Here is a 16,758-nt window from a genome sequence, read left to right on the forward strand (position 1 = left end):
CGCGTGCACAGGTGGGCGCAGATGGGGTGTGTACGTCCGGAAACAATATGGGGCCCGTTTCATGACATCCTTTAGGCCTTGTGGTGCGTTGTGTACCAGTGAGGCATGTCCAGTTGGTTGGCTGCCTCTGTCCCTCAAGGAGATTTCCATGACGAAAACCCGTTCTATCTATGCCATGGCCGCAGCTGCCGGTGTGGCGCTGGCCCTGCTTGCGGGCGCTGGCACTGCCCAGGCGCGTGATGTGTATTGGTCGGTGGGCGTGAATTCGCCAGGCGTGGCCTTAGGCGTGAGTAACGGCGGCTACCCTTATGTGGCCCCTGCGCCCGTGTATGTAGCGCCCCAGCCCGTTTATTACCAGGCACCGCCTCCGGTGTATTACGCACCGCCCCGGCCGGTGTACTACGCTCCGCCGGTTGTGGTGGGCGCGCCTGTGTATGGTGGCTACTACCGTGGCGGTGGGCATCGCCACTGGCGCGGCGATGAAGGTTGGCGTGGCGATGGCTGGCGCGGTGAGCGCGGCTGGCGCGGCGAGCGAGGCCAGCATGGTCATCGTGATTGACCGTTAAGGCGTAGCCTTTGCCGTGTGTTGGTCGCGGCGCATGCAAAGCAGCCTGCTGAGGCTGCTTTGTGCTTTCAGGGGCCGCATAATCCCGCGTTCTGACCTGTCGGCAGACTTCGCTTTCGGCAGGCGCCACGCTGGAGCGCACCCTTGAAAACTGTTTATGTCCTCAACGGCCCCAACCTGAACCTGCTGGGCACGCGCGAGCCCGCCGTGTACGGCGCCCACACGCTGGCCGATGTGGAGCAAATGTGTATCGAAGCGTGTGCGCGCCACGGGTTTGCGCTGCGCTTCCACCAAAGCAACCATGAGGGCGCGCTGGTGGACTGGATCCACGAGGCGGGCCGTCTGCACGCTGCGGGTGAGCTGGCGGGCGTGGTGCTCAATGCGGGCGCCTACACCCACACCAGCGTGGCGCTGCTCGATGCCATCAAGGGCACGGGCGTTGCGCTGATCGAGCTGCACATCAGCAATGTGCACGCGCGTGAGAGCTTTCGCCACCACTCCTATATTGCTTCTGCAGCCAAGGCCGTGATGTGCGGTTTTGGCGTGAAGGGCTATGGCCTGGCCATTGACGGCCTGGCCGGGCTGTAAGGGCCTGATTTTTTCTTCTGACCCCCTCGTGCCTGTGCAATGAGCGATTTGGTGATTCCTTCTGAGGTGCAGCGCCTGGCTGCGCAAGCCGTGCGCCACACCACGCCCTGCGGGGCGGGCGATTTGGTGTGGCATGTCTGGGGCCAAGCCCGGCCGGGCGTGCGCCCGTTGGTGTTGCTGCATGGCGGCAGCGGCAGCTGGACGCATTGGGTGCGCAACCTGGATGCCCTGGTAGCAGCCGGGCACCAGCTGTGGGTGCCCGATTTGCCTGGTTTCGGTGATTCGGCGCCACCGCTTTCGGGTGGCGATGCCGACGCTATGGTGGCCCCGCTGCGCACTGGCCTGCAACTGCTGCTGGGCAACGCGCCCTGTGATCTGGTGGGGTTCTCCTTTGGCGGCATGACGGCGGGCCTGTTGCTGGCGGCCCACCCCGAGCTGGCCGAGCGCCTGGTGCTGGTGGGTGCGCCTGCCATGGGCGTGGTGCCCAACCGGCAGTTCGAGCTGAAGGCCTGGCGCCACCTGACCGACCTGGACGAGCAGCTCGCCATTCACCGCTACAACCTGGGTGTGCTGATGCTGCACGACAAGCGCCTCATCGACGGCCTGGCGCTGCAGACGCATGTGGCCAACGTGGTGCGCGACCGCATGCCGCGCCGCCGCTTGGCGCACACCGACATCCTGGCGCGGGCGTTGCCGCAGGTGGCTTGCCCGGTGCATGCCATATATGGCGAGCACGACGCGCTGTACAAAAGCTGGATCCACCAGCTTGAAGCGGCCTTTGCTGCGACTGCGCCTGATTTTCGCGGCATGCACCTCGTGCCCCATGCCGGCCACTGGGTGCAGTTTGAGCAGCCCGAGGCGTTTGATGCCGCGCTGCTGGCGGCGCTGGCCTGAGCGCGATGCCACCGGTTTGGCTTTTTTCATGACCGCCGCATTGCTGCAGGTTGCTGAAGCCGAGGTGGAGTTCACGGCCATGCGCGCCCAGGGCGCCGGTGGTCAGAATGTCAACAAGGTATCGAGTGCGGTGCACCTGCGCTTTGATGTGCGTGCCTCGTCGCTGCCCGAGGACGTCAAAGAGCGCCTGCTGTGCCTGCGCGACACCCGCATCACACAAGATGGCGTGGTGGTCATCAAGGCCCAGCAATACCGCAGCCAGGAGCAAAACCGCGCCGACGCACTGGATCGGTTGAATGCGCTGGTGCAATCGGTGGCGCAGCCGCCCCGCACGCGCCGCGCTACCAAGCCCACCTATGGCTCCCGGCAGCGGCGGTTGCAGGCCAAAACCCAGCGCGGCGAAACCAAGGCGTTGCGCGGCAAGGTGCGCGACTGAACGGCATGGTGTCTGGCTGGGTCGGCTGCATGTGTCGACCTATGGCGAGATTGGCTCGGTTTGCAGAACGATGTGTCTGTTGGCGGGTTGATTGAATCGCTGCCTGATAGCTTCTACATTCAGGGTATCCATTGAAAGCCTGCCATGTCCACTTCTGACCCTGTTGCCAGCCACGCCGCCAGTCCCACCGTTGTCCCGGCGCTTTATGTGTCGCACGGCGCGCCCTTGTTTGCGGTGGATGCGGGCGAAACCGGCCCCGCGCTCACCCGCTGGGGCCAGGGTCTGCGCGCGCAGTTTCCGGCGTTGCGTGGCGTGGTCATCATGTCGCCGCACTGGATGGCCCGCACCCCTCAGGTCATGACGGGCCCGCAGCCCGCCACCTGGCACGACTTTGGCGGTTTTCCGCCCGCGCTGTACCAGTTGCAATACCCCGCGCCCGGCGCACCGGCGCTGGCGCAGGAGGTGCTGGCCCTGCTGCAGGCGGCTGGCGTGGCCGCCCAGGGCGATGCAGGGCGCCCGTTTGACCACGGCGCCTGGGTGCCGCTGATGCACTTGTTCCCAGAGGCCGACCTGCCGGTGGTGCAAGTGGCGCTGCCCGTGGGCGCTGGCCCCGCCGAGGTCTATGCGCTGGGCGCCGCGTTGCGCGGCCTGCGCAGCCAGGGCGTGCTGGTGATGGGGTCGGGCAGCATGACGCACAACCTGGCCGAGTTTTTTGGCGGCGCGCGTGAGCCCGCGCCCTATGTGATTGCGTTCAGCCGCTGGATTGAATCGGCGCTCGAGCGCGGCGACATGCAGGCGCTGCTGAACTACCGCAGCCTGGCGCCCCACGCCGAGCGCGCCCATCCCACTGAAGACCATTTTTTGCCGCTGTTCTTTGCGCTGGGTGCCGCAGGCGATGATTTGCACGCAAACTACTTGAGTCGCGAGGTGATGTACAGCATGCTCGCGATGGATGCCTTCGCGTTGCAGCCGGTTGCCTGACCGTGAAAGCTTGCACAGTTTACTAACCAAAACCGCCTCTGGCGCTTGACCATGCTTGATCTACCGCTCACATTTTTACAGCGCCCTGCCGCCGCGGGCACCCCTCGGCCCTGGTTGCTGGTGCTGATGCACGGCGTGGGCAGCAACGAGCAGGACCTGTTTAGTCTGTCTTCGCAGATTCCTGAGCGCTTTCATGTGCTGAGCCTGCGCGCGCCCCACCGCATGGGGCCGGGCTCGCACGCATGGTTTGATTTTTCGATCGAACCGGGCAGTGGCGCGCGCAGCATCAACGAAGAGCAAGAGGCCCACAGCCGTGCCGTGGTGGCGCAGACTGTTGAGGCGGCTTCGGCCCAGCTGGGCATTCCGCCCGAGCGCGTGGTGGTGGGGGGCTTCAGCCAGGGCGGCATCATGGCCCTGTCGCTGCTGCTGACGCGGCCCGAATTGCTGCATGCCGCCGTGGTCTGGCACAGCCGCCTGCTGGCGCAGGTGGTACCGCTGCAGGCCCCGCACGAAGCCTTGCTCGGCAAGAAGCTGTGGCTGAGCCACGGCACGCACGACAACGTGATCCCGCTGGCCAATGCGCAGGCCATTGCGCACCACATGGCAACGCTGCCGGTGTCGGTGAGCTACCACGAGTTTCCGGCCGCGCACGAGATCCGCCCGTCCGAGCTGGCCGCCACGGTGGCGTGGCTGGAGTCGCTCTCGACCATCCCCACGCCGTATTGAGGTCTCTCGGATTGCTGCTGATTTTGTAGCTACCCGCGCTTGATAGTAAAGCTTCAGAGTCTTTAATCGCTCTGCGGCGCTTGATCAATCCGGCTGGGGCAGCCCGGGCCGAAAGAACGCATCCAGCACCGGCATCAGCGCCGGAAACTCCTGCGCAAACTGCGCCCGGTTCACAAAATACGCCTCGCACGCCACTGCAAAAAACTCGGCCGGTGCCGTGGCGCCATAGGCATCCAGCCAGGGCGGCGCGGCGCCAAAGCGCTGGGCCATGATCACGCGTTCGCGAAAATCGGCATAGGCCGGTTCCCAGGCGGCCCACCACGCCTCATGCGCGGCGCGGGCCGTGCGGGTGCCCATGAAGCCTGCCGGCAAGGGCGGGCAGCCGTTGGGGTCGCCGCTGCGCATGTCGAGCTTGTGCACAAACTCGTGCACCACTACGTTGGTGCCGCGCTCGATGTGGTGGCTGGCAGGGGCCACATGCTGCCAGCTGAGCATGATGGGGCCGCGTTCCATGGCTTCGCCCAGCAGCACCTCTGTGTGCTCGTGCACCACGCCCGCCTGGTCCACCGTCTGGCGGCGCGCCACGGCTTCGCCGGGGTGCACCACGATGCCCACAAAATCGCCATACCAGCCCAGTGCGGCGGCCGCGTCGCCCCAGTGCAGCAGCGGCAGGCAGGCCTGCGCGGCGATGTCGATGGCCATGGCGTCGGTCACCACCAGACCGTGGGCGCCGTGGAACTGCTTGTGGTGCAAAAAGAGGGCGCTGAGCGCGCGCAGCTTGGCCTGGTCGTGCAGCGGCAGGGCCGCGAGAAACGGGTAGCGCCGCAGGGTTTCGAGCCACAGCGTGGCCGAGATGTCAGGCACGGGCGCCACGGTGGCGCGAACGCGGCTCCAGAGCCGGTTGAGAAGGGGAGGCATGGCGATCAGGCAGCAGGAGGTCAAACCCCGCGCAGTTCAGGATCGCCCCAACATGGGGGGCAAAGCCACACGTTCCAAGCCCTGTGCAGTCAGGCGCAGTACTTGGGCTCGCGGCGGGTGGGCGGTGGCGTCCCAGTCGCTCAGCACCACCCGCTGCAGGCCGGGGGCCAGGGCGTGGCTCGCGGGTCGGTGGGTATGGCCGTGGATGAGGGTATGCGCATGGGCAGCGTCAAGCCAATCGATGGCAGCGGGGCCATCCACATCGGCGTAGAGGGCGCCCGATTGTTTGCGCGCCTCGCTCTCTTGCCGGATGCCGCGTGCCTGCGCGCGGCGCACGCTCAGGGGCTGCGCCAGAAAGCGCTCTTGCCACCCGGCACTGCGCGCCTGCACGCGAAAGCGCTGGTAGTCCACATCGTCAAGGCACAGCAGGTCGCCATGGCTGAGCACCAAGCGCTGGCCACCGAAGACCAGCACTGTCGGGTCCGCCAGGCCGGTGATGCCGCAGTGCGCAAGGAACGCCGGGCCCGCCAGAAAATCGCGGTTGCCGTGCATGAAATACACGGGCAGGCGCTGCGCTGCAGCCTGCAGGGCAGCGCAGCCCTGGGCTTCAAAACTGCCGGGTTCGTGCATGGCGTCATCGCCCACCCACACCTCGAACAGGTCGCCCAGGATGAAAAGGGCGTCGGCCGTGGTGGTCTGCAGATAGTGCTGCCAGGCGGCCACGGTGGCGGGCTCGCTGGCCTGCAGGTGCAGGTCCGAAATGAAATCGACCGTGCGCCAGTGCGAAGGAGCGGCAAGCTCCTCGAACCGGGGCACGGTCGTGGTCACGAAGATCGTATTCAGATCAGAGGGCGACGGCCTTTTCGATCACGACGTCTTCCTTGGGCACGTCGTCATGGAAGCCGCTGCGGCCGGTCTTGACGGCCTTGATCTTGTCCACCACGTCGGTGCCGGAAACGACCTTGCCGAACACGGCATAGCCCCAGCCCTGGGCCGATGGCGCGGTGTGGTTCAGAAAGCCGTTGTCGGCCACGTTGATGAAGAACTGCGCGGTGGCCGAGTGCGGGTCGCTGGTGCGGGCCATGGCCACGGTGTAGTTGGCGTTCTTGAGGCCGTTGTTGGCTTCGTTCTGGATGGGGGCATCCGAGTTCTTTTGCTTCATGCCGGGCTCAAAACCGCCGCCTTGCACCATGAAGCCGGGGATCACACGATGAAAAATCGTGTTGTTGTAGTGGCCCTTGTTCACATAGGACAGGAAGTTCTCGACCGACTTGGGTGCCTTGTCGGCGTCGAGTTCGAGGGTGATGACGCCGTAGTTGGCGATGTGCAGTTCGACTTGGGGATTGCTCATGGCGATGCTTCTTTCAGAAAAAAATCACTTCACCAGCGTGGCGGACTGGATGGTGACGGGGGTAATAGGCACGTTCTGGTGTGGGCCCTTGTTGCCGGTGGCCACGGCCTTGATCTTGTCCACCACCTCGGTGCCCTGGATCACCTTGCCGAACACGGCATAGCCATGGCCGTCCGGCTGGGGGGCGTTGAGCATGGCGTTGTCCTTCACGTTGATGAAGAACTGCGCGGTGGCCGAATTGGGGTTGCCCGTGCGCGCCATGGCGATGGTGTAGGTGTCGTTCTTGAGACCGTTGGCCGCTTCCAGCGGAATCGGGGCCTTGGTGGGCTTTTGCACCATGTCGGCCGTGAAGCCGCCGCCCTGGACCATGAAGCCGTCGATCACGCGGTGGAACACCGTGCCGTCGTAGTGCTTGTCTTTCACGTAGGCCAGAAAGTTTTCGACCGTCTTGGGCGCCTTGGCCGGGTCGAGCTGCACCACGATGTCACCCATCGAGGTGGCCAGCTTCACCTTGGGGGCGTCTTGTGCCTGCACCGGAGATGCTATAGAAAACATAGCTGCCAGCGCAATGCCAGCAAGCGCAATGGTCGATTTTCTTTTGGAAATCATGCAAAACTCCTTGATTGAATCGGGGCCGCGAACCGTGGTGGACGGGCCGCCGCGGCGATGGGGAATATGGCGCCAAAGTTACCACCGGACCGTTTGCGATGCAGGCGGCATTGCCGCAAGCCCCTGCGCGCGGACGGTCGTCAGGGGCGCGAAGCTGCGGGCTTGCCTGCAGCACCGGCCGCAGTGGCCGAAGCCGGCTGGAACAGCGTGCGCAACTGGGTCAGTTTTGACTTGACGGCGGGGTTGCTGGCCTCCAGCTGCTGCGCCTTGGTGTAGGACTGGTAGGCCAGCCGGGCGTGGATGTCGCCCAGGTTCTCGTGCGCCGCCGCATACGAGGGGTTGTTGCGCACTGCCATCTCCAGCGCAGTGCGGGCCTTGTCCAGCTGGTTCTGGCTGGCGTAGATCACCGCCAGGTTGTTGTAGGGCTCGGGCAGCTCGGGGTATTCCTGGATGAGCTGGGTGAAGGTGGCGATGGCCGCATCGGTCTGGCCGATGTCGGTTTGCGCCACGCCGCGCAGAAAGCGCAATTGCGGGTCGCGCGGGGCGGCCGTCAGGCGTTGGTCTGCCTTGCCCAGGGCTTCGGCGGCCTTGCCGGTTTTAAGCAGCTGGCTGATCTCGGCATAGTCGCTGGCGTGGGCCATGCCTGCGCCCAGCCATGCAGTCAGGGCCAACAGGCGCAAAAGTCGTGGGAGGGTGCTGCAGACTTGCTTCATGGCGGGTAGGGAGGAGGTGCGCGCCGTCCGGGGCCGGGCGGGGCTTATACTTCGGCGGATTGTAGCTGAGGGGGTTGTCATGACGGTGCGCTGTTGCCGCTGGTGATTTCGCTGGGCGCCCTAGGCTGGGCGCATCCCCTCGCAGGGCCCAACCCTTTCGCTGCAGGGTGAGCTGGCTTCACCCGTCCCCCCATCAAGTCTCTCGTTACAGAAATCCCATGAGTTTGCGCATCTACAACACGCTGTCGCGTGCCTTGGAAGATTTTTCCCCGCTCGAACCTGGTCATGTGCGCATGTATGTGTGCGGCATGACCATCTATGATCTGTGCCACATTGGCCACGCCCGCATGATGATGGCGTTTGACGTGGTGCAGCGCTGGCTCAAAAGCAGCGGCTACCGCGTGACCTATGTGCGCAACATCACCGACATTGACGACAAGATCATCAAGCGGGCACTGGAGCGGGGCATCACCATCCGCCAGCTCACCGACGAAATGATCGCTGCCATGCACGCCGACATTGGCGCCCTGGGCATCGAGCCCCCCGCCCTTGAGCCGCGCGCCACCGAATACGTGCCGCAGATGCTGTCGCTGATCGGCCAGCTCGAAGGCAAGGGCCTGGCCTATCGCTCGCCCCATGGCGACGTGAACTACTCGGTGCGCAAGTTTGCGGGCTACGGCAAGCTCTCGGGTAAATCGCTGGATGAGCTGCGCGCCGGTGAACGCGTTGCGGTGCAGGACGGCAAGGAAGATCCGCTCGACTTTGTGCTGTGGAAATCCGCCAAAGAGGGCGAGCCGCCCGAAGCCAAGTGGGACAGCCCCTTTGGCACGGGCCGTCCCGGCTGGCACATCGAATGCTCGGCCATGAGCTGCGCCACGCTGGGCGAAACCTTTGACATCCACGGTGGCGGTGCAGACCTGCAGTTTCCGCACCACGAAAACGAGATCGCCCAGAGCGAAGGCGCCACGGGCAAGCCGCTGGCGCGCTTTTGGGTGCACAACGGTTTCGTGCGCGTGGACAACGAGAAGATGAGCAAGTCGCTTGGCAACTTCTTCACCATCCGCGATGTGCTGAAGCAGTACGACGCCGAGACGGTGCGCTTTTTCATCGTGCGCGCCCACTACCGCAGCGCCCTCAACTACAGCGATGCGCACCTGGATGACGCGCGCCAGTCGCTCAAGCGGCTTTACACGGCATTGAGCCTGGTGGCGCCAGCCAGCGTGGCCATCGACTGGGCCGAGCCCCATGCCGCACGCTTCAAGGCGGCCATGGACGAAGACTTTGGCACGCCCGAGGCCATTGCCGTGCTCTTCGATCTGGCCAGCGAGGTCAACAAGTCCCGTTCTGCCGAACTGGCGGGCCTGCTCAAGGCGCTGGCAGGCTGCCTGGGCCTGCTGCAGGGGGATCCGCAGGCCTTTTTGCAGGCCGGTGCGGGTTTTGACGAGGCTGCCATCCAGGCGCAGATTGCCGCCCGTGCAGCCGCGAAGGCGGGCAAGGATTTTGCAGAGGCTGACCGCATCCGCAATGCCCTGCTGGCCCAGGGCATCGTGCTCAAGGACTCGGCCGCCGGAACGACCTGGGAAGCTGCACAGTGATTTTTTTGAATGTGAAATACGCCGCCAGGGCAGATGGGGCGAGCAGTGGCAGCTTCTAAAAATGTAGCGACTGAGGCACTCGGCCCATCCAGCCCGGCGCTGGCTACGCCCGACTACTGGGCCGATGCCTGCAAGCACCTGATGAAGAAAGACCGGGTGATGAAGCGGCTGATTCCCCAGTTTGGTGATGCAGCTTTGCAAACGCGCGGTGACGCATTCACCACGCTGGCGCGCAGCATCGTCGGGCAGCAGATATCGGTGAAGGCCGCGCAAACCGTGTGGGAGCGCTTCGCCGCGCTGCCGCGCACCATGAAGCCCGGCAACGTGCTCAAGCTCAAGATCGACGACATGCGTGCGGCCGGCCTGTCGGCCCGCAAGGTGGACTACCTGGTGGACTTGGCGGTGCACTTTGATGCAGGCAAGCTGCATGTGAAGGACTGGACCTCGATGGACGATGAGGCCATCATTGCCGAACTGGTGGCCATCCGCGGCATCGGCCGCTGGACGGCCGAGATGTTCCTGATCTTCTATCTGATGCGGCCCAACGTATTGCCTCTGGATGACGTGGGCCTTATCAACGGTATCAGCAAGAACTATTTTTCGGGCGATCCGGTCAGCCGCAGCGATGCCCGCGAGGTGGCCGAGGCCTGGAAACCCTGGTCCAGTGTGGCGACTTGGTATATTTGGAGATCGCTCGACCCGTTGCCCGTGGCCTATTGAGGCCCGTTTCATCAGTCATGAACCGGTTGCAACACGGGCCTCGCACCAGAGGCACCGAGGGCGCGACCCAAGGAGAAATACGTTGGCGAAAAAGACCTTTCTGGATTTCGAGCAGCCCATTGCCGAACTCGAATCCAAAATCGAAGAACTGCGCTACGTGCAGACCGAGAGCGCGGTCGATATCTCGGAAGAAATCGACCAGCTCAGCAAGAAGAGCCAGCAGCTCACCAAGGACATCTACAGTGAGCTGAGCCCCTGGCAGATCACCAAGATTGCCCGCCACCCCGAGCGCCCTTACACGCTCGACTACGTGCGCGACATCTTCACCGACTTTGTCGAGCTGCATGGCGACCGCCACTACGCGGACGACCTGTCCATCGTGGGCGGCCTGGCGCGCTTCAATGGCCACGCCTGCATGGTGCTGGGCCAGCAAAAAGGCCGCGACACCAAGGAGCGCGCCATGCGCAACTTCGGCATGAGCAAGCCCGAGGGCTACCGCAAGGCCCTGCGCCTCATGAAGACGGCTGAAAAGTTCAAGCTGCCCGTGTTCACCTTTGTGGACACGCCCGGCGCCTATCCGGGCATCGACGCCGAAGAGCGCGGCCAGTCCGAAGCCATCGGCCGCAACATCTTCGAGATGGCACAGCTTGAAGTGCCCATCATCACCACGATCATTGGCGAAGGCGGCTCGGGCGGCGCGCTGGCCATCAGCGTGGGCGACCAGGTGGTGATGCTGCAATACGCCATCTACTCGGTCATCAGCCCCGAAGGCTGCGCTTCGATCCTCTGGAAGACCAGCGACAAGGCCCAGGAGGCGGCCGACGCCCTGGGCATCACGGCGCACCGTCTCAAGGCGCTGGGCCTGGTGGACAAGATCGTCAGCGAACCCGTGGGCGGCGCGCACCGCGATCCCAAGCAGATGGCCGCTTTCTTGAAGCGCGCTCTGGGCGACGCGTTCCGCCAGGTGGCCGACCTCAAGACCAAAGACCTGCTGGATCGCCGCTACGACCGTCTGCAAAGCTATGGCCGCTTCACTGACACCAAAGCCGACAGCCGTTGATTGCCTGGTGATGAAGGCTGCCGCCTTCTTCTCGCCCCTGTGCCATGGCCCCGCAAGGGGCCTTTGCATTGGTGCGGCTGTCTGGTTGTTGCGGGCGGGCGAGGGTATGCCATGACTGTCTCGTTCGACGTGGCCATTGCCGATTTTTCGCCTGCGTTGCCAATGGCGGTGGGGCTGAGTGGTGGCGCCGACTCGACGGCCCTGTTGCTTGCCTGCGCACGCAAATGGCCGGGGCAGGTGCAGGCCATCCATGTGCACCACGGCTTGCAGGCGGCAGCCGATGGTTTCGAGCAGCATTGTGCTGCCCTGTGCCAAAGCCTCAATGTGCCGCTGTGGGTAAAGCGGCTGGACGCCCGCCACACCCCTGGCCAGAGCCCCGAAGACGCTGCCCGGCAGGCGCGATACAAGGCTTTTGAGGCTGTAGCCATTGCCAGTAAAGCGCAAGCAGCTATTAAATCAATAGCAATTGCGCAGCATGCGGACGACCAGGTCGAAACCCTGCTGCTCGCGCTTTCGCGCGGCGCGGGCATTGCCGGGCTGGCCGCCATGCCCGCCCGCTGGGAGCGGGCAGGGGTGGTCTGGCATCGCCCGTTGCTGCAGGTGGCCGGTGCTGATATCCGCAGCTGGCTGCGTTTGCAGGGCCAGCCCTGGGTGGAAGACCCCACCAACACCGACCAGCGCTACACCCGCAACCGCATTCGCGCGCAATTGTTGCCTGCGCTGGAGGCCGCGTTTCCGGCGTTTCGCGACACATTTGCCCGTTCGGCATCCAACGCTGCACAGGCGGCCGAATTGCTGGACGAACTGGCGCAGCAGGACTTGCTGCGGGTTGGCGCACCGCCGCACATCACCGAATTGCAAGGCTTGAGCCGTGCGCGCCAGGCCAACGTGTTGCGCCACTGGTTGCGTGTGGCGCATGCCACCACGCCCTCCGCGGCGCAGCTTGGGGAGTTGCTGAACCAGCTTGCCGCCTGCACCACGCGCGGCCATCGCATTCACATCAAGGTGGGGCGGGGATTCGTGGTGCGATCGGGGCCGCAGCTCGGTTGGTACAATCCCGAGGTTTTGGTCTAACAACGGCACGAAAAACGGCGGCGCACCAAAACAGTGTCCAACCTGCGCTGCGGCTCCAGTTTCGTCACCCCAATATCCAATGGCATTGATCGTTCATAAATACGGCGGCACATCGATGGGCTCTCCCGAGCGCATTCGCAATGTCGCCAAGCGCGTGGCCAAATGGGCACGCGCCGGCCACCAGATGGTGGTGGTTCCGAGCGCCATGAGCGGCGAAACCAACCGCCTGCTCGGCCTGGCCAAAGAGCTGGCGCCCGAGCGCGCCATGCAGTCTTACCATCGCGAACTTGACATGCTCGCCGCCACCGGCGAGCAGGCCTCGTCAGCGTTGCTGGCCATCGCGCTGCAATCCGAAGGAATGGAAGCGGTCAGCTACGCTGGCTGGCAGGTCCCCATCCGCACCGACAGCAGCTACACCAAGGCGCGCATCGAGTCGATCGACGACCAGCGCGTGCGCGCCGACCTGAACGCCGGCAAGGTGGTCATCGTCACCGGCTTTCAGGGCATCGACGGTGAAGGCAACATCACCACGCTGGGCCGCGGTGGCTCGGACACCTCGGCCGTGGCCGTGGCAGCCGCCATGAAAGCCGCCGAATGCCTGATCTACACCGACGTGGATGGCGTTTACACCACCGACCCGCGCGTGGTGCCCGAGGCACGTCGTCTGCATACGGTGAGCTTTGAGGAAATGCTGGAAATGGCCAGTCTGGGCAGCAAGGTGCTGCAGATCCGCTCGGTCGAGTTTGCAGGCAAATACAAGGTGCCCATGCGCGTGCTCTCCAGCTTCACGCCCTGGGACATCGACATCAACGAAGAAGCCAAGTCCGGCACGCTGATCACTTTTGAGGAAGACGAAAAAATGGAACAAGCCGTCGTATCCGGCATCGCTTTCAACCGCGACGAGGCCAAGATTTCGGTGCTGGGCGTGCCCGACAAGCCAGGCATCGCCTACCAGATCCTGGGCGCCGTGGCCGAGGCCAACATTGAAGTCGACGTGATCATCCAGAACGTCAGCAAGGACGGCAAGACCGACTTCAGCTTCACCGTCAATCGCAACGACTACGCGCGTACGGTCGAACTGCTCAATGAAAAAGTGCTGCCGGAGCTGGGTGCACAAGAAGTGGCGGGCGACACCAAGATCTGCAAGGTGAGCATTGTCGGCATCGGCATGCGCAGCCATGTGGGCGTGGCCAGCAAGATGTTCCGCACCTTGAGCGAAGAAGGCATCAACATCCAGATGATTTCCACCTCCGAGATCAAGACCTCGGTGGTCATCGACGAAAAATACATGGAACTGGCCGTGCGCAGCCTGCACAAGGCGTTCGAACTGGACCAGCCGGCGGCCTGAGACTGCCAGAAACGCCTCGAAAATGAGGCATAATAGCTGGATTGGAAACGTGACCGAGTGGCCGAAGGTGCTCCCCTGCTAAGGGAGTATGGGGTGTAGAGCCTCATCGAGGGTTCGAATCCCTCCGTTTCCGCCAAGATGAAGCCTAAGTGATTGAATCACTTAGGCTTTTTTCTTTGGAAAGCCTTGCCAGATTACAACCAGCATCGCCTGATAGTCGAAGCGTTTGGGCTTTTTTTATTGCGTTTTTATCGATGCCGGTGTCCCGGTTTTGTCCCGGAAATTCCCTCATGTTCCGCCAGCATGCTTGAGCTTCGCCCCAGTTTTGTCCCGCTGAACTGCGGGGGGAACTCCGTGGAATGGTTTGACTGGTCGGGGATTCTGTGGCGAAATGATGGTGTCTCAGTGGCTGGCTGATGGCGTTATCCTGATGTGTCGGGGGGATAGCGTGGAGGCAGTTGACGCTGGGATGCTCGCGGGTGGCGCCCCATGTGTTCTGTCACATGGAAAAAGCGCACAAGAACCTGCACCTACCCAAGCGAGGGTGGGTCCTTGTGAAAAACAAGGAGCATTCACCAAGGATCCATGCCCCTTTATTCGCAGGAACACCGCTTTTGCAAGCGGCAGGCAGTCCCGAAGGGTACCTGTTGACGCCGACCGAAAACTGAGCCACTTTTTGGTGTGATGCCGACCTAAAACTGAGCCAGGTGTTTTACCTACCCTGCTGTTTTGTGCAGCAAGGGAGGGCCACGGGCCTGTCGCGCAACACGGTGGCCAAGTGGCTGGACGAGGAGCAGCCGGTCGAGCCCAAGTACCGCCGGGAGGCGGCGAAGGCGACCAAGCTGTCGGCGCACGAGGCGGAGCTCAAGCAAGCCTTGAAGGCCGATGCCAAGCGGCCCAAGAAGGAGCGGCGCACGGCCAAGGCCTTGTTCACGCAGATCAAGGCAGCGGGCTACGAAGGTGGCTACACGCGGGTGACGGACTTCATCCGCAAGTGGCGCCAAGGTGAAGGCCAACAGGCGGCCTGCAAGGCCTTCGTGCCATTGACTTTCGAGCTTGGCGAGGCCTTCCAGTTCGACTGGAGCGAAGACGGCTTGCTGGTGGGCGGGGTGTACTACCGCATGCAGGTCTCGCACATGAAGCTGTGTGCCAGTGGGGCCTTCTGGCTGGTGGCCTACCCCAGCCAAGGCCACGAGATGCTGTTCGATGCGCACACCCGCAGCTTTGCAGCGCTGGGTGGCGTGGCACGCCGTGGCATCTACGACAACATGAAGACGGCGGTCGACAAAGTCAAGAAGGGCAAAGGCCGCGTGGTCAATGCGCGCTTTGCAGCCATGTGCGCGCACTATCTGTTCGACCCTGATTTTTGCAACCGTGCCAGCGGCTGGGAGAAGGGGCGCGTGGAGAAGGATGTGCAAGACAGCCGCCGTCGCATCTGGGTGGAGGCGGGGCAACGGCGCTTTGGCAGCTTTACCGAGCTCAATGCGTGGCTGGGCGAGCGCTGCCGGGCTCTGTGGCGAGAGCTGCGCCACCCGCAGCACAAAGCGTTCAGCATCGCCGAGATGCTGGAGCTGGAGCAAAGCCACCTGATGCCGATGCCGGTGGCCTTTGATGGCTATGTTGAGAACCCGGCCAAGGTGAGCAGCACCTGCCTGGTGACGGTGGCGCGCAACCGCTACTCGGTGCCCTGCGAATGGGCGGGGCAAATGGTCAGCACACACCTGTACCCGGCGCAGATCGTGGTGGTGGCCGGCGATGCTATGGTGGCCACGCACGAGCGCCTGAGCGATCGCAACCAGACCCGCTACGACTGGCAGCATTACGTGCCGCTGATCGAGCGCAAGCCGGGCGCGCTGCGCAACGGCGCGCCCTTTGCAGACCTGCCCGAGCCATTGCAGCGCATGCGCAAAGGCTTGCTGCACCAGGAGGGGGGCGACAGGGTGATGGCGCAGGTACTGGCCGAGGTGCCCAAGCAAGGGCTGGACGCCGTGCTGGTGGCGGTGGAGTTGGCCCTGGAGAGTGCGCCGCCATCGGGGCGGGTGAGCACCGAGCACGTCATCAACGTGCTCGGCCGCCTGCAAGCGCAGCCCCTGCCCGAGACGGTTGCGACCAACCTGCAAGTGAGCCAGACACCCCTGGCCGACACGGCGCGCTATGACAGCCTGCGCGCTGGCAGCGACATGCAGGAGGCCGATCATGCGTGAGCTGGACAAGGAGTTCAAAGAGCTGCGCCTGTACGGCATGGCCGGGGCCTGGGAGGACCTGGTCAAGCAAGGCGGCCACGCCACGCTGGAGAGCTCGCGCTGGCTGCTGGAGCACCTGCTGCAAGCGGAAGTCACGGACAGGGCCATGCGCTCAGTGAGCTACCAGATGCACACGGCGAAGTTCCCCGTGCACCGCGACCTGGCGGGCTTCGACTTCGAATGCTCGCCCGTGGACAAAAAGCTCATCGAGCAGTTGGCCAGCATGGCGTTCACCGAGCAGGCGCACAACGTGGTGCTAGTGGGTGGCCCCGGCACGGGCAAGACGCATCTGGCCACGGCCATCGGCGTGGCGGGCATCACGCGCCATGGCTCACGCGTGCGGTTTTACTCCACGGTGGATCTGGTCAACGCACTGGAGCAGGAGAAGGCCCAAGGCAAGGCAGGCCGCATCGCAGCGAGCTTGCAGCGCATGGACCTGGTCATCCTTGATGAGCTGGGCTACCTGCCCTTCAGCCAGGCAGGCGGCGCCTTGCTGTTCCACCTGCTGAGCAAGCTCTACGAGCAGACCAGCGTGATGATCACCACCAACCTGGACTTCAAGGAATGGTCCAGCGTGTTCGGCGACGCCAAGATGACCACGGCACTGCTGGATCGACTCACGCACCACTGCCACATCGTCGAGACGGGCAACGAGTCCCACAGGTTCATGCACAGCACAGCCGTGGCCAAGAAACGCATCAAGGCACGCGAACAGGCCAAGAAGGCTGAGCCGTTCTGAGCGGTTCAAGGGCAAGCCGCTACGGGCTTCGCCCTGCGCGGCTTGCCCTCAACGGACGACCACCGAGCTCGATCACCAAGGAGACCAAAACCGACCCAAGGCACTACACTTATCCACAGCCGACCTTCACAGGTTGGCCATTAGCCCTGGCTCAAAATTCAATCGGCACGGTGGCTCAATTTTGAATCGGCGCCAACA

General features: G+C 63.8%; 17 protein-coding genes, 1 tRNA gene and 1 pseudogene. 14 read left to right on the forward strand and 5 right to left on the reverse strand.

The genetic code is table 11. The features are described 5' to 3' along the window. Positions 1-148 precede the first annotated feature (148 nt). From B7Y64_RS10185 to B7Y64_RS10210, 6 genes are all read left to right on the forward strand, one after another. Positions 149-559, forward strand: coding sequence for a hypothetical protein (locus B7Y64_RS10185; RefSeq protein WP_291326958.1), 411 nt, complete (start codon positions 149-151; stop codon positions 557-559). A 150-nt stretch (positions 560-709) separates the two neighbouring features. Continuing rightward, positions 710-1,153: a type II 3-dehydroquinate dehydratase gene (gene aroQ, locus B7Y64_RS10190; protein ID WP_291328794.1), complete on the forward strand. Its 444-nt coding sequence runs from the start codon at positions 710-712 to the stop codon at positions 1,151-1,153. Positions 1,154-1,192: 39 nt separating this feature from the next. Then, positions 1,193-2,047, forward strand: coding sequence for an alpha/beta fold hydrolase (locus B7Y64_RS10195; RefSeq protein WP_291326954.1), 855 nt, complete (start codon positions 1,193-1,195; stop codon positions 2,045-2,047). Between the two features lie 28 nt (positions 2,048-2,075). Further along, the gene (gene arfB / locus B7Y64_RS10200) at positions 2,076-2,483 is read left to right on the forward strand and encodes an alternative ribosome rescue aminoacyl-tRNA hydrolase ArfB (RefSeq protein ID WP_291326952.1); all 408 of its coding nucleotides are present in this window, start codon (positions 2,076-2,078) and stop codon (positions 2,481-2,483) included. A gap of 144 nt (positions 2,484-2,627) precedes the next feature. Then, positions 2,628-3,464, forward strand: a complete 837-nt coding sequence (locus tag B7Y64_RS10205; RefSeq protein ID WP_291326950.1) for a class III extradiol ring-cleavage dioxygenase — start codon at positions 2,628-2,630, stop codon at positions 3,462-3,464. A gap of 51 nt (positions 3,465-3,515) precedes the next feature. Then, a complete protein-coding gene (locus B7Y64_RS10210) occupies positions 3,516-4,190 on the forward strand; it encodes a dienelactone hydrolase family protein (RefSeq protein WP_291326948.1) in 675 nt (224 codons plus the stop codon). Between the two features lie 84 nt (positions 4,191-4,274). Here B7Y64_RS10210 and B7Y64_RS10215 read toward each other — a convergent pair whose 3' ends face one another. From B7Y64_RS10215 to B7Y64_RS10235, 5 genes and pseudogenes are all read right to left on the reverse strand, one after another. Further along, the gene (locus B7Y64_RS10215; RefSeq protein ID WP_291326946.1) at positions 4,275-5,108 is read right to left on the reverse strand and encodes a M90 family metallopeptidase; all 834 of its coding nucleotides are present in this window, start codon (positions 5,106-5,108) and stop codon (positions 4,275-4,277) included. 36 nt (positions 5,109-5,144) lie between these two features. Next, positions 5,145-5,936, reverse strand: coding sequence for a UDP-2,3-diacylglucosamine diphosphatase (locus B7Y64_RS10220; protein WP_291326944.1), 792 nt, complete (start codon positions 5,934-5,936; stop codon positions 5,145-5,147). A gap of 16 nt (positions 5,937-5,952) precedes the next feature. Continuing rightward, on the reverse strand, positions 5,953-6,459 hold the full coding sequence (locus tag B7Y64_RS10225; protein ID WP_086911921.1) for a peptidylprolyl isomerase: 507 nt from the start codon (positions 6,457-6,459) through the stop codon (positions 5,953-5,955). Between the two features lie 24 nt (positions 6,460-6,483). Next, entirely contained in the window at positions 6,484-7,068 is a 585-nt protein-coding gene (locus B7Y64_RS10230; protein ID WP_291326942.1) for a peptidylprolyl isomerase, read from the reverse strand. 200 nt (positions 7,069-7,268) lie between these two features. Next, positions 7,269-7,781 (reverse strand): annotated as a pseudogene (locus B7Y64_RS10235) (tetratricopeptide repeat protein); the annotation flags it as partial. Positions 7,782-7,999: 218 nt separating this feature from the next. Between B7Y64_RS10235 and cysS the strand changes: the two are divergent. From cysS to istB, 8 genes are all read left to right on the forward strand, one after another. Beyond that, entirely contained in the window at positions 8,000-9,376 is a 1,377-nt protein-coding gene (cysS, locus tag B7Y64_RS10240) for a cysteine--tRNA ligase (RefSeq protein ID WP_291326940.1), read from the forward strand. A 45-nt stretch (positions 9,377-9,421) separates the two neighbouring features. Next, the gene (locus B7Y64_RS10245; protein ID WP_291326938.1) at positions 9,422-10,096 is read left to right on the forward strand and encodes a DNA-3-methyladenine glycosylase 2 family protein; all 675 of its coding nucleotides are present in this window, start codon (positions 9,422-9,424) and stop codon (positions 10,094-10,096) included. An 82-nt stretch (positions 10,097-10,178) separates the two neighbouring features. After that, positions 10,179-11,156, forward strand: coding sequence for an acetyl-CoA carboxylase carboxyltransferase subunit alpha (locus tag B7Y64_RS10250; RefSeq protein WP_086911924.1), 978 nt, complete (start codon positions 10,179-10,181; stop codon positions 11,154-11,156). A 111-nt stretch (positions 11,157-11,267) separates the two neighbouring features. Further along, a complete protein-coding gene (tilS, locus tag B7Y64_RS10255) occupies positions 11,268-12,230 on the forward strand; it encodes a tRNA lysidine(34) synthetase TilS (protein ID WP_291328796.1) in 963 nt (320 codons plus the stop codon). A gap of 79 nt (positions 12,231-12,309) precedes the next feature. Beyond that, complete coding sequence (locus B7Y64_RS10260; RefSeq protein ID WP_024815725.1) at positions 12,310-13,578, forward strand: aspartate kinase; 1,269 nt, start codon at positions 12,310-12,312, stop codon at positions 13,576-13,578. Positions 13,579-13,621: 43 nt separating this feature from the next. Then, positions 13,622-13,714, forward strand: a tRNA-Ser gene (locus B7Y64_RS10265). A gap of 562 nt (positions 13,715-14,276) precedes the next feature. Next, positions 14,277-15,782 carry an IS21 family transposase gene (istA, locus tag B7Y64_RS10270; protein WP_291328804.1) on the forward strand — a complete coding sequence of 502 codons (1,506 nt, stop codon included), beginning with the start codon at positions 14,277-14,279 and terminating at the stop codon, positions 15,780-15,782. After that, positions 15,775-16,560, forward strand: a complete 786-nt coding sequence (gene istB, locus B7Y64_RS10275; protein WP_024815605.1) for an IS21-like element helper ATPase IstB — start codon at positions 15,775-15,777, stop codon at positions 16,558-16,560. Before istA ends, istB begins: the two co-directional genes overlap by 8 nt. The last annotated feature ends 198 nt before the right edge of the window (positions 16,561-16,758 follow it).

The organism is Acidovorax sp. 35-64-16 (assembly GCF_002281195.1).
Taxonomy (GTDB): domain Bacteria; phylum Pseudomonadota; class Gammaproteobacteria; order Burkholderiales; family Burkholderiaceae_C; genus Acidovorax; species Acidovorax defluvii.

Excerpts from the sequence above, each read along its gene's own strand:
- B7Y64_RS10205 (WP_291326950.1), top strand. The coding sequence starts at position 2,628 with ATGTCCACTTCTGACCCTGTTGCCAGCCACGCCGCCAGTCCCACCGTT.
- B7Y64_RS10185 (WP_291326958.1), top strand. The coding sequence starts at position 149 with ATGACGAAAACCCGTTCTATCTATGCCATGGCCGCAGCTGCCGGTGTG.
- B7Y64_RS10210 (WP_291326948.1), top strand. The coding sequence starts at position 3,516 with ATGCTTGATCTACCGCTCACATTTTTACAGCGCCCTGCCGCCGCGGGC.
- cysS (WP_291326940.1), top strand. The coding sequence starts at position 8,000 with ATGAGTTTGCGCATCTACAACACGCTGTCGCGTGCCTTGGAAGATTTT.
- B7Y64_RS10215 (WP_291326946.1), bottom strand. The coding sequence starts at position 5,108 with ATGCCTCCCCTTCTCAACCGGCTCTGGAGCCGCGTTCGCGCCACCGTG.
- tilS (WP_291328796.1), top strand. The coding sequence starts at position 11,268 with ATGACTGTCTCGTTCGACGTGGCCATTGCCGATTTTTCGCCTGCGTTG.
- B7Y64_RS10225 (WP_086911921.1), bottom strand. The coding sequence starts at position 6,459 with ATGAGCAATCCCCAAGTCGAACTGCACATCGCCAACTACGGCGTCATC.
- B7Y64_RS10260 (WP_024815725.1), top strand. The coding sequence starts at position 12,310 with ATGGCATTGATCGTTCATAAATACGGCGGCACATCGATGGGCTCTCCC.
- B7Y64_RS10230 (WP_291326942.1), bottom strand. The coding sequence starts at position 7,068 with ATGATTTCCAAAAGAAAATCGACCATTGCGCTTGCTGGCATTGCGCTG.
- arfB (WP_291326952.1), top strand. The coding sequence starts at position 2,076 with ATGACCGCCGCATTGCTGCAGGTTGCTGAAGCCGAGGTGGAGTTCACG.
- B7Y64_RS10195 (WP_291326954.1), top strand. The coding sequence starts at position 1,193 with ATGAGCGATTTGGTGATTCCTTCTGAGGTGCAGCGCCTGGCTGCGCAA.
- istB (WP_024815605.1), top strand. The coding sequence starts at position 15,775 with ATGCGTGAGCTGGACAAGGAGTTCAAAGAGCTGCGCCTGTACGGCATG.